The sequence below is a fragment of the Ruegeria sp. BHSB196 genome (assembly GCF_059613135.1).
In genome coordinates, this window is sequence record NZ_JBXWRY010000042.1 from 20236 (window position 1) to 32256 (window position 12021).

8 protein-coding genes and 1 pseudogene are annotated in these 12021 nt (G+C 60.9%); 8 read left to right on the forward strand and 1 reads right to left on the reverse strand.

Features of this window, described 5'->3' with window-relative positions; genetic code table 11:
* Positions 1-140: 140 nt before the first annotated feature.
* Complete coding sequence (locus AC2FNJ_RS16685; RefSeq protein WP_496765815.1) at positions 141-1040, reverse strand: LysR family transcriptional regulator; 900 nt, start codon at positions 1038-1040, stop codon at positions 141-143.
* Positions 1041-1228: 188 nt separating this feature from the next.
* Between AC2FNJ_RS16685 and AC2FNJ_RS16690 the strand changes: the two genes are divergently transcribed.
* The 8 genes and pseudogenes from AC2FNJ_RS16690 to AC2FNJ_RS16725 form a co-directional block, all read left to right on the forward strand.
* On the forward strand, positions 1229-1951 hold the full coding sequence (locus AC2FNJ_RS16690; protein WP_496765816.1) for an isochorismatase family protein: 723 nt from the start codon (positions 1229-1231) through the stop codon (positions 1949-1951).
* Between the two features lie 107 nt (positions 1952-2058).
* Positions 2059-4140 (forward strand): hydantoinase/oxoprolinase family protein, encoded by a 2082-nt coding sequence (locus AC2FNJ_RS16695; protein WP_496765817.1) that lies wholly within the window; start codon positions 2059-2061, stop codon positions 4138-4140.
* A gap of 17 nt (positions 4141-4157) precedes the next feature.
* Positions 4158-5948 (forward strand): hydantoinase B/oxoprolinase family protein, encoded by a 1791-nt coding sequence (locus tag AC2FNJ_RS16700; RefSeq protein WP_496765818.1) that lies wholly within the window; start codon positions 4158-4160, stop codon positions 5946-5948.
* Between the two features lie 74 nt (positions 5949-6022).
* A complete protein-coding gene (locus tag AC2FNJ_RS16705) occupies positions 6023-7528 on the forward strand; it encodes an NCS1 family transporter (protein WP_496765819.1) in 1506 nt (501 codons plus the stop codon).
* Positions 7529-7795: 267 nt separating this feature from the next.
* Positions 7796-8500, forward strand: coding sequence for an IS6 family transposase (locus tag AC2FNJ_RS16710; RefSeq protein ID WP_496765820.1), 705 nt, complete (start codon positions 7796-7798; stop codon positions 8498-8500).
* Positions 8501-8556: 56 nt separating this feature from the next.
* Positions 8557-9711 carry a carbohydrate porin gene (locus AC2FNJ_RS16715; RefSeq protein WP_496765822.1) on the forward strand — a complete coding sequence of 385 codons (1155 nt, stop codon included), beginning with the start codon at positions 8557-8559 and terminating at the stop codon, positions 9709-9711.
* 170 nt (positions 9712-9881) lie between these two features.
* The gene (locus AC2FNJ_RS16720; protein ID WP_496765824.1) at positions 9882-11438 is read left to right on the forward strand and encodes a HoxN/HupN/NixA family nickel/cobalt transporter; all 1557 of its coding nucleotides are present in this window, start codon (positions 9882-9884) and stop codon (positions 11436-11438) included.
* A gap of 158 nt (positions 11439-11596) precedes the next feature.
* A pseudogene (locus AC2FNJ_RS16725) lies at positions 11597-11764 on the forward strand (IS6 family transposase); the annotation flags it as partial.
* Positions 11765-12021 lie beyond the last annotated feature (257 nt).

Consider the following 12021-nt stretch of genomic DNA (forward strand, 5'->3'; position numbering starts at 1 on the left):
GCACACGCAGCTTCGGTCCAGCTAAGCCCAGAGGCAAAGCGACACCAGCGAGGCGTAGCGCCTCTGGTGGCGCTGCGTCCGGCCGGAAATTGGACCTGCTCAGCTATGGGAATCCGGCGGCAGAATTCCCTGCTGCGCTGTTAGTTCGACAGCCCGCGGTGCTTTGCGACCTCGACAAAGTTCAGCAACGCGCGCGACCGGTTGTTGCGTTTCCAGACCAAGATCGTCTGGCTGCGGAACGCTTTGCCCATGATCGGGCGCACCTCGACGCTACGGCCCAGGAAGCCGATCAGGCTTTCGGGATAGATCGTGATGCCCAGCCCCGCCGCCACCAGGCCGATCAGGGCGAGGGTGTTTGACGCCTCAAGCTTTGGATTGAGCGCAATGCCGGACTTGTTGAACATGTCGTCCAGTCGGTACCGGTACTCTCCCCACTCGGTCATGTCGCCCAGAATGAGATCCTCACCCTGGATGTCGTCAGCGTCCACCTGCGTCTTGCGCAGGAGCGGATGCCCCTTGGGAGTCACGACATACAATGGATCGGATGTCAGCATTACGCTGTGGCATTCGCTGTTGTCGTATGGCCCGATCATGAACCCTACGTCGATTTCGTCGTTGGCAAGCGCGATTTTCTGGCCCTGGGTTCGTACGTAGCGTAGTTCCAACGCGATCGTCGGGTGCCTGACTTTGAATCGGGCGACCGCTTGCGGCATTAATTCGGTTGCGGCAAATGCCATGTATGCCACCCTGACGCGTCCGGTTCGCCCTTCCGCAACGCTGCGAGCATCGCTCACCGATTGCGCGCAATCGGCCAGAATCCGAGCGGCGCTGTCATAGAAGGTGCGTCCCGCCTGCGTAAGTGTGACCTCGCGCGTGGTACGCTCCAGCAGGGCATAGCCAAGCGATGCTTCCAGTTTCTGAATGCGTCGACTCAAGGCGGACTGGTCGATCGCCAGACGCTCGGCGCTGCGGCGGAAGTTGAGTTCCTGCGCCACGGTGACAAAGGATTGCAGCAGCGCGAGTTCTGGCAGAGCACCCATCTAATTGTCTTCGATTCAAGCCAAAATCTTACTAATGCACAACGTGCAACAATAATTGCCAAAATGTCAATTCCGTGTCGAGCTCAAATCGTTCAGCATCTCGACTATCGGATTTTCAGGCATGCGTTCGTGACCTGCGATCCTTGATTATCAACCGAAACCCCTTTGTCTGAGGATCTGGAGGACAAATGAGCACAATCGACAACAAAGAATTGGACCGGATGCTGCAAGCTGCATTCGATGCATCAACCAAGTTGTACCAGGAGCGCGGCTTTCAGCGCCGGGTCGGGTTCGGCAAGCGCCCCGCCCTGGTGAGCGTCGATCTGGCCAATGCGTGGACCCGCCCGGGCAATCCCTTCACCTGCGACCAGGAGAAGATGGACAACGAGATCATTCCGGGCATGCAGAAACTGCTCAAGGCCTTCCGCGCTCAGAAGCTGCCGGTAATCCACGTGACCACCGCCTACGAGATCACGGATCGCAACGCGCCGTTCACCGACATGGGCTTGTGGCACGACAAGATCCCGGTCGATGTCGTGGATCTGGCCAACAAGGAATTGTGGGCGATCGACAGCCGCATCGCGCCGGTCGAGGGCGAATACACGCTGCTGAAAAAGCGCGCGTCATCCTTCCACGGCACTGAACTGGCCGGCATCCTGCGCGCCAACAACGTGGACACGATCCTGGTGACGGGCGTGACCGCCTGTGCCTGCGTGCGCCAAACGATCTGTGACGGTATTGCGGACGGGTTCCGCCCGATCGCTGTACGCGAATGCATCGGTGACCGGGTGCCGGGCGCTGTCGCCTGGAACCTGTTCGATATCGACGCGAAATTCGGAGACGTGAAATCGGTCGACGAGTGCGTGAGCTACATTGACGGGCTCAGCGCCGTTCAGACGGCTGCCGAATAAGAAACGCCTAAGGCGCCGCGGCATCGCGGCGCCTTTTCCGCCGTAGGTGGATGCGTGGCAAACGATACGGCGCACAACAGGCGGTCAAACACGAAAGGGAGAAGAAGATGGCGAGAATTGGCGTTGACGTGGGTGGGACGAATACCGACCTCGTGCTCGAAACACAGTCGGGGGTCTATTACCACAAGGTTCCCACGACCCTGAAGAACCAGTCCATCGGTGTGGTCGAAGGTGTGCAGGGGATCTGCCGCATGGCCGGGATCGACCCTTCCGAAGTCGAGACCATCGTGCATGGCACGACCACGGCGACCAACATCACCATCGAGCACAACGGCTCGGAATGCGGGATGATCACCAGCAAGGGCTTTCGCGACATCCTGCATATCGGCCGGCACAAGCGGCCACACAATTTCTCGCTGCATTTTGACGTGCCGTGGCAGAGCCAGCCGCTGGTCAAGCGCCGCAACCGCATTGCCGTGGCCGAACGTGTTTTGCCGCCGACCGGCCAGATCGAGACGCCACTGGACGAGCAGGCAGTACGCCAAGCCTGCGCTCTGTTCCGCAAACGCGGCATCGACTCTGTGGTGATCGGCTTCATGTTCGCTTTTCTCAACGACGCGCATGAGCGCCGCGCCCGCGAAATCGTCCTCGAAGAGATGCCTGGCGCCTATGTTACGCTATCGTCCGAGGTCGCCAACGTGATGCGCGAATACGAGCGGTTTTCCACCGCGGCAATGAACTCCTATGTCGGCCCCAAGACGGCCTTCTACCTGCGCGATCTCGAAGCCAAGTTGCGCGAGGCCGGCGTCGGCTCAAAGCTGCGCATCATCCAGTCCAACGGCGGCGTCTCGACCGTCGAGGCTTGCGCCAAACGCCCCGTACGCATCCTCATGTCCGGCCCGGCGGGCGGCGTCATAGGTGGCGCCTCAGAGGGGCAGATGGTGGGGACCGGCAACGTAATCACCGTGGATATAGGCGGCACGTCGGCCGATATCAGCACGATCCCCGACCATCAGATCAAGATCATGAACCCGCGCGACACCTACGTTTCGGGTCATCCGGTCCTGACCCCGATGATCGACCTTGTCACCATCGGCGCCGGGGGCGGCTCGGTTGCCTATATCGACGAAGCGGGCGGGTTCAACGTCGGCCCGCGCTCAGCCGGGTCTGAGCCTGGCCCGGCCTGTTATGGCCGCGGCGGCACCGAACCCACGGTCACAGACGCACAGATCGTGCTGGGCCGGCTTGATCCCGACATGGCCCTGGGGGGAGATCTGCAACTGGACGCCGAATTGGCGCGCAAGGCGGTCGAGGAGAAGATCGCAAAGCCGCTGGGCCTCAGCGTGACCGAGGCGGCCCTCGGTATCATCAGGATCATCAATTCCAACATGGCGCTGGCGATCCGCTCCAACTCGGTCGCCCGCGGTGTGGATCCGCGCGAGTTTTCCATCATGCCCTTTGGTGGCGCGGGGCCGCTGCACGGTGTGGCGCTGGCTGAAGCGGTGTCCGCCAAGGACGTGATCGTTCCGGTGGCCCCGGGGATCACCGCCGCGGTGGGTCTGCTCAAGACAGACCTTCAGTATGAACATACCGAAGCCGTCATCATCGAATTGAACGCGGCCCGCGAAGCCGAGTTTGCCCGCATCAACGATGCGGTTGCGGCACTGCGGAGCCGGGTGGCCGCTGAGCTTGATGCCGACGGCATCGCCCGGTCCGAGCAGCATGTCGAGGTGGTCGCCGAATGCCGTTATCACGGGCAAGGCTTCGAGTTGCGCGCGGCCATGCCGGACGGAAAGGTGAACTTAGCCAATGTCAGGCAGATCACCGACAGCTTCCACGATCAGCATCAGCTCGATTACGGCTACAGCTACCGCGATGCAGAGGTCGAGTTGATCACGCTGCGCGCGATCGGTTCGGCCAAGGCCCGCAAGATTGAAATCCCGCAAGTACAGCAGACCGATGGATCAAGCCCAGACCGTGCATTGATGTTTGTGCGCACCACAACCTTCGATGATGGCCAGACGCTGGAAACCCCCCGTTACGACCGCGGCAAGCTCTACTCGGGCGACGTGGTGAACGGCCCGGCCATCCTGATCCAGCACAACTCTACGACGCTGGTTCCGCCGGGTTACGCTGCCGAAACGCTGGCCCATGGCAACACCCGCATCCGCCCCGTAGGCGCGGTGTGAGACAGGGAGACAAGACCATGAATGTCATGACAAAAGCCGTCGCCGCCACCGAAGTTGATCCGATTACGCTCCAGGTCATCCGCGGCTCGTTCGAGACCATCGCCGAGGAAATGGGCCATGTGCTCTACCGCATGTCCTTTTCCTCGATCATCCGCGAAAGCCAGGATCTGGGCGCGGGGCTGTTCGACACGGATTACAATACGCTTTGCGAATCCGAATCCACGCCGATGCATATCGGCTCGATCCCTGGTTACCTGCGCGGCATTGAGGAAACGCTGGAAGATGGCGAATGGTTCGAGGGCGACGTGGTGGTTCACAATCACCCCTATTACGGAGCCTCGCACACCCCCGACCTGGCCATCGTGGTGCCGGTCTTTCACAAGGGCAAGCTGGTCGGATTTGCCGGCAACACGGCGCACCATGTCGATATCGGCGCAGCGACGCCTGGCCTGATCATCGACGTGCCGGATGTCTATGCCGAGGGGATGCTGCTGGCGGGCGTCAAGCTTTACCGCAAGGGCAAGCCCAACACGGCGATGTGGAACTTCATCCGCAACAACAGCCGCGCCGCGCAGCAACTGGTCAGCGATATCGAGGCGCAGGTGGCCTCGGCGCGTCTCGGAGCGAAGCGTTTCGTCGAGCTTCTGGACAAGTACGGCGCGGACGTCGTCTTTGGCGCGGCCAATCAGCTGATGGCCTATTCCGAGAAGATGACGCGCCAGCGGATCTCGGAAATCCCGGACGGGGACTACGTGGCGGAAGGATGGCTGGACGATGACGGTCGCAACCGGGACCAGCGGCTCAAAGTCAAGGTGACGGTGCGCGTGACCGGAGACGAAGTCGAGGTCGATCTGACCGGGTCGGCGGACCAGACCCCCACGGCTTACAATGTACCCTTCGAAGGCTCGACCAAGGTTGCGGCCTATGCGGCGTTCCGCAAGCTTCTGCTGGACACGGCGGTTTCGGACAGCCGGGTGCCGTCGAACGAAGGTTCTTTCCGGCCGATCAAGGTGACCGCTCCGCTCGGGTCCATATTCAACCCCAAAGCTCCGGCTTCGGCCGAGGCCCGGTTCACCCAGTGCAACCGGATGATCGACCTGATCATCCGCGCGCTTGCCCCGGTGCTGCCCGAGACCGTGATCGCCGGCAGTTCCGCCTCGATCTCCTTCGCCGCCTATTCGGGGGTGCGCCCTTCGGGCGACTACTGGGTTTTCCTCGAGGTCAACGAAGGCGCCTATGGCGGACGGCCACGCTCGGACGGGCCGGACAGCATCGACAACCTGATGGCCAATACCCGCAACAACCCGCTGGAAGACCTGGCGATGCACATTCCGATGATCTGCGACCGCTACGAGTTGCGGGATGACGCGCCGCCGGGGGCGGGAGAATTCCGGGGTGGGATCGGCGTGGTCAAGGCGCAGCGGGTGCTGACCCCGGGTTTCATCACCCATGAAAGCGAACGTCATACTGAAGCGCCGTGGGGCATATTCGGCGGCCATGACGGAACGGTTGGCAAATGCCTGCTCTACAACGCGGCAAGCCCGGACGAGGTCACCGAAATGTACTCGAAATTCTCGGGTCTGGAAGTGCAGGCCAATGACGTGATGGCCTATTACAGCCCCAACGGCGGCGGCTTCGGCGATCCCTTGAACCGGTCCGCGCAAAAGGTGCTCGAGGATGTGCTGGACGGCTTCTACTCGACCGCGCACGCCCGCGAGGCCTATGGCGTCGTGCTCGATCTCGATCAGGAGACCGTCGATCTCGACGCCACCAACCGCCTTCGCCAACGCATGCGCGGGTCCGAATGAGCGACCACGCGGGGCGGCGGCAAACCCGCAACGCCCTGCGCAATTCCAACAATTGACCGACAGGGAAAAGGACAATGACGGTAACAGACCAGATACGCAGCGCCGAACGCGAGCGCAATTCACTGATTGAGGAGTCGATCCTGCCGACCCTTCTGGGCCAACGGCCCATCGGGATGCTGGGCTATGCCTGGATCTGGGTGGGCATCGCGGTCATCATCGCCACCTATTCGCTGGGTGCAGCGGGTGTCGGCGGCGGCGTGCCGCTGGGCACGGTGATCCTGACCATCGCGCTGGCGAACCTCGCCATCGGCGCGTTCATGGTGCTGACCGCCGATATCGGAACCGAGCACGGGCTGTCTTTCGCGGTCTACCTGCGGGCACCGTTCGGCATCCATGGAACCCATCTGCCGGCAATCTCCCGCGGGATCGTGGCCGCGATGTGGTTCGGTATCCAGACCTACCTGGGTGCGCTGGCGCTGAACGGCATCGGCCAGTATTTTCTGGGCTTTGACAACTGGGTCATCTGGTACGCGGTCTTTGCGCTGGTCCAGGTCGTCAACACCGCCTCGGGGATCAAGTCGGTCGAGCGGTTGGCGTCGCTGGCCGCACCGGCCATCATCGCGATCTCGATCTGGATGTACTTCACTCTGGAAGGCGTGGCGCAGACCCAGGGCATCAATATCTGGACCTACCAGGCAACGGGCGAGATGACGCTCCTGGTGCTGTTCATCGCCAATATGGGCTTCTGGTCGACCTTGGCCATCGACATCCCGAACCTGACCCGCTTCGTCAAGACCGAGCCGGGCGCACGCAGGTTCCTCGGCCGCAACCGCAACGTCTTTCTGGCACAGTTGCTGGCCTTGCCGGTGACGCAGGCACTGATTGCCGGTCTTGGTGCGGTGTCCTTCATCGCCACCGGCAACTGGAACCCGGTCGAGGTCATTCAGGGCGAAGGACAGGGACTGTCGCTGGTGCTGTTGCTGGCGCTGGTGGTGCTGGCCCAGTGGTCCACCAACAACTCGGCCAACCTGATCCCTTCCGCGCTGACCTTCATCAATCTCGCGCCGCGGGTCATCAACTACAAGATGGCGGTCGTGCTGGCCGGTGTCGTGGGCACGCTGTGCTTTCCGTGGGAGATCCTGAATAATCTGTTCGTGTTCCTTGGCTACTACGGCGCCTTCCTGTCGGCGATCGGCGGCATCATGGTGGCCGACTACTACCTGTTGCGCCGCCGCCGGATCAACGTGCCCGAGCTCTATCAGTCGGATGGTCAATTCCGCTATGCCGGCGGTTTCAACCCGGCTGGGCTCATCGCATGGTTCGTCGCCGGCGGTATCGCAGCCTGGTTCTCGCAATACGCCTTCATCATCGGCTTCCCGCTCGGGCTGGTCATTTACCTGGTGTTGATGAAGACAGCGGTCCTGAAAGCGCACCCGCAGGCCGAGATCGAAAGCGGCTATTCCGAGGACTTTCTGGCCACGTCCGAGGGCAAGAGCTGGGTCTATCTCGGCAGCGGCCGGTTTGACCGCATGACGCCGGGCGAAGCCCATGGCGACGAAATCGGGCGCGAGGACCTCTGAGCCTGCAACCGGAAGAACGATCCCCGAACTTGCCGCGCGCCTCAGGTGCGCGGTCTTTTTTCGTCAACGGAAGCAACATCGCCAAAAAACATGTGCTGGATGCGATACCGCAAACTCCGTTTCAGAACCCGCTCTTGAACGCGACTTCAATGACTTTCGTGAAGGAAACGACGATTTCACGTGGCTGAACCCGGGTGGAATGGGCCAAGGGGAAGTGTCAGAGGAAACCAGCTTGAGGAGGGTAGGGCGGTTTTGTAGCGTCCAGCCATGACCAAACGATCCCCGTTTCGCTATTTCAAGACCAGCCCCGAGATCATCCGCCTAGCGGTCATGATGTACGTTCGTTTTCCGCTCTCGTTGCGCAACGTCGAGGATCTTCTCCACGAACGCGGCATTGATGTCAGCCACGAAGCCGTACGGTTCTGGTGGCACCGGTTCGGACCGCTGTTTGCCTCCGAAATCCGGAGGCGCCGGGTCGAGGGTCTGCAATCGAGCCGTTGGCGCTGGCATTTGGACGAGATGTTCGTGAAGATCAACGGCGAACGCCATTACCTTTGGCGAGCCGTAGATCACGAGGGCGAGGTTCTGGAAAGCTATGTCACGAAGACGCGTGACAAGAAGGCTGCTCTTAAATTCCTAAGAAAAGCAATGCGCAAGCACGGCCGACCGGAAGTGATCGTGACCGACAGGCTCAGATCCTATGGCGCTGCACTGAAGGAAGTTGGCGCTGGCCATCGCCAAGAAACTGGGCGCTGGTTGAATAACCGCGCAGAGAATTCACACTTACCATTTCGACGACGGGAGCGAGCGATGTTGCGCTTTCGGCGACTGCGAAGTTTGCAGAAATTCGCATCCGTCCATGCCTCGGTTTACAACCTGTTCAATTTGGAGCGCAGCCTCAACTCCAGACCAAATTTCAAGCTCAACCGTGCCGCCGCCCTTGCCGAGTGGCGCAGTCTCTGCGCCGAATAAGTGGCAGTGATCCTGCCCTTGTAGAGACTGGTTCGCATTCGTCTGGCAGCACCCTATTGGCTCTCGCGCAGCCAGCGGTTGCGCAGGAGGGCGGTCTGTCCGGCCCGTCCTCGACAGCCGCGGACCTTACGCCCGGAGATGGCCTGACAGATCCTCAGTTCCGCTCGGATTTTCCACGCAATGCGCTGCCCGGTTTCTATGCATGGAAGGACGGACTCGCCGAGCGGGGTGTGAAACTTGGCTTCGACTATCTCGCGCTCGGCCAGTGGTCGGACAGCGACCTGGGAGCGGGAGACGCGTCCAGTGGCATCGCGCGGTTTTTCGGGACGCTCGATGCTGGTGGCGGGCACTCGTTCACGTTCAAGGTCGAGAACCGGCACGCCTATGGCAGCGTTGCGCCCCAGTTCTTCGGCTTCGACAGCGGTGCGCTGTCGATCACGGGAACAGCATTCAATGACAGCGGTACGATCCTGACCAATCTGTTCTGGACCTACCGGGATCCGGAGGGCCGGTTCACACTTCAGGCTGGGCAGATCGACGTCACCGACTTCCTTGATGTCTATGGTCTCGTCAGCCCCTATACCGCTTTCCAAAACCTCGCCTTCAACACCAACCCGACGATCAATGCCCCAAACCCTGGCATCGGCCTTGCAGGCGGAGTGCGTTTAGGACCAAACCTTTACGCTGTAGCCAGCATCGCAGACGCCAACGCTGACCCGTCTGAACCTGATCTCGACGTTTTCTCAAAGGGTGAGACCTTCAAGAGTCTCGAGATCGGCTACACGAGCGGCAAGGACCGCATCTATTTCGACAACATCCACCTGACGCTTTGGCAATCAGATGCCAGCGAGGCCCTCGGGAGGCAGGAGGACCGGGGGGCTGCACTGTCTGCGTCCTGGTTCATCGACAATACATGGATGCCCTTCGTCCGGTACGGCGTGTCAGAAGGAACGGCTGCACTCTACGAACGGTCGCTTTCAACGGGGATCGGCTGGTACGGGCGCAACACCGATCTCGCAGGGCTTGGTCTGAACTGGGCGGAAGCTAGGGGCTTTGACGACACGCAGTTTACCGCCGAGGCGTTCTATCGGTTCTCGATTTCACCTGGCCTGCAGATCACGCCTTCTGTCCAGTACATCTCCGATCCCCTCCTCGACACAAGCCAGGACGACATTCTTCTCGTGGGCTTGCGCGCGCGGGTTCTTTTCTGATGACGCAGAGAGGTGACGATCAAGACATGCACGCCTGTCGGTCTTCGGTCCCGAGAAGCACCCATCGCTGCACACATGGCAGAGCGCGCGGGGTATTTCGGCACTTCTCCAGGCTGTTGGCGCTGCCCGCCGGCCTCGGGCGCGCAATCAGATTGAAAGGGGACCACAAGGTGCTCGATGGCATTCGCATCCGGAAGCTTTCACTTCAGTTTCTTTCCTTGCTGCTTTGCACGATCGCGTTGTCGAACAGGTCTGAGGCGCAGTCGTCCGAGACAATCACATGGGATGCGCTGGTTCCTGGATTGCTGGCGGAAGACGCAAATGGCTCCGCTGACGCCGGACAGGCCTCGAATGAGCCGCTGCTCGATGCCCAAACAGTGCTGCCGCATGCCAACGCGTTCGACCCTCTCGCCGCAGGAAACGTCGTGGTGGAGGAGTGGGAAGAGAGTGCATTTCAAGTTGCGTCAGAGCTTCTGAATACGTCGGTCACAATCGATGGGTACGTGTTGCCTCTTGCCAGTGAACAGGGTCGCGTTGTCGAGTTCCTGCTTGTGCCGTGGGTCGGTGCCTGCATCCACACGCCCGCACCTCCGCCGAACCAGATTGTCCATGTGTCATACCCGAATGGCCTGACGCTCGAGCAGGACTTTGACGCCGTTCGCCTGACCGGCATATTGGTCTCCGAACCTGCCGATCACCGCCTCTTTCTGGTCGATGGACAGCGGGATATTCCTGTCTCCTACGCGCTCGTCGACGCCGCCGAGGCTGGCCCCCCAGGAAAGGTGGTCGCCTCCTCCGTGAATGACATCCCGTTGGCGGCACGCGCGCAAATCTGGATCAGTAACCTCTTTACCGACAGCATGACTGCGTTCGGCCGGGATGGCTCGTGGAGTGCGCTTGGCTTGGCACTGCTGATCTCGTTCGCATATGGGGCGTTGCACACGCTCGGGCCCGGCCATGGCAAGGCGGTTGTGGTGTCGTATTTCGTCGGGAGCGGTGGCAGCCTCTCCCGCGGCCTGTCGATGGGCGTTCGTATCGCGGTCTTTCACGTTCTGTCGGCAGTCCTGGTCGTGTTCCTGCTCGACTTCTCGGTTCGCAAAGCAACAGGGGCCGTTCCCTCGGATTATCGTGCCATACGGTTGGGAAGCTATGCGCTGATCTGCGCAATTGGCTCGGTCATGCTGTGGCAGTCTGTTGCCGCACTTCTCGCGGGCAAGAGAACAGTGCGTGAGGGCATTGGCGATCACGCGCACGACCGCGCAGACACACGCCACACGCATCCGCACGCACACGTCCACACCCATGGCCATGCAGGCTGTGCCGCGTGCAGCGCTGCATTGGCGCAGAAGGGGAGCGGATGGATTGCTGCAGCCGTCGGGATCGTGCCCTGCACCGGTGCATTGTTGGTGATGCTGTTCGGGCTCGCCAACGATCTCGTCTTGCCGGCAATTGCCATGGTCGCGGCTATCTCGATGGGAATGGCGGTTGCGATGTCCGCCATCGGAGTCGCCGCCTTGTGGGGCAGAGGCTGGGCAGCACGTCGGTTTGGATCCAGTGCCGATGCGATGGGTCGTTTCGATATTGGCGCAAGGCTGGCCGGGGCCACATGCGTTCTGACGATTGGGACACTGTTGTTCTGGACGACGTTCAACCAAGGTGTGACGACTTCACTGCCTGAGCTTTCTCCAGCGGAGCGAAAGGCTCTATCAGCGGAGGCCAAGCTTTAGATCATCTATACGGCAAAGAGTCCGCATAGGCTTCGTGTGTCCAGATGGACCTGACTGGTGCTGTCAAAGGAAACCGGGTTGAGACGGGCAGGGCGGTTCCGTAGCGTCCGGATATGAAAAAGCGCGATCCATTCAAGTATTTTTAAACCAGTCGAGAGATCATCCGCCTGGCGGTGATGTTATACGTCCGCTTTCCGCTGTCGCTGCGAAACGTTGAGGATCTGCTGCACGAACGTGGCATCGACGTGAGCCATGAAGCCGTCCGATATTGGTGGCATCGGTTCGGGCCGATGTTCGCATCGGAAATTCAGAAGCGGCGGATCCGCTGCCGGGACATCCCGGGGTGCTGCCAGGGCTACCGAGCTCGATCGTCTGATTGGGACCCGGCATGCGGACTTCATCAAGGCCAGCGGTCACATGCACCGCGCACAAAGGTCGGACAAATGACCGCAACCTGCTTTGATCAATGCCGTAAAAAACCCCTTGCAAAACCGGGGCCAATGGTATGGACCCCGCCGCCCTCGAGCGATGACCCTTAGGAAGTCAAATCGGGAGAAGGAGACATACCATGAAAGTCGTACGT

What these genes read in the sequence shown, in the direction of transcription:
- AC2FNJ_RS16685 (WP_496765815.1), bottom strand. Translation starts at nt 1,040, where the DNA reads ATGGGTGCTCTGCCAGAACTCGCGCTGCTGCAATCCTTTGTCACCGTG.
- AC2FNJ_RS16690 (WP_496765816.1), top strand. Translation starts at nt 1,229, where the DNA reads ATGAGCACAATCGACAACAAAGAATTGGACCGGATGCTGCAAGCTGCA.
- AC2FNJ_RS16695 (WP_496765817.1), top strand. Translation starts at nt 2,059, where the DNA reads ATGGCGAGAATTGGCGTTGACGTGGGTGGGACGAATACCGACCTCGTG.
- AC2FNJ_RS16700 (WP_496765818.1), top strand. Translation starts at nt 4,158, where the DNA reads ATGAATGTCATGACAAAAGCCGTCGCCGCCACCGAAGTTGATCCGATT.
- AC2FNJ_RS16705 (WP_496765819.1), top strand. Translation starts at nt 6,023, where the DNA reads ATGACGGTAACAGACCAGATACGCAGCGCCGAACGCGAGCGCAATTCA.
- AC2FNJ_RS16710 (WP_496765820.1), top strand. Translation starts at nt 7,796, where the DNA reads ATGACCAAACGATCCCCGTTTCGCTATTTCAAGACCAGCCCCGAGATC.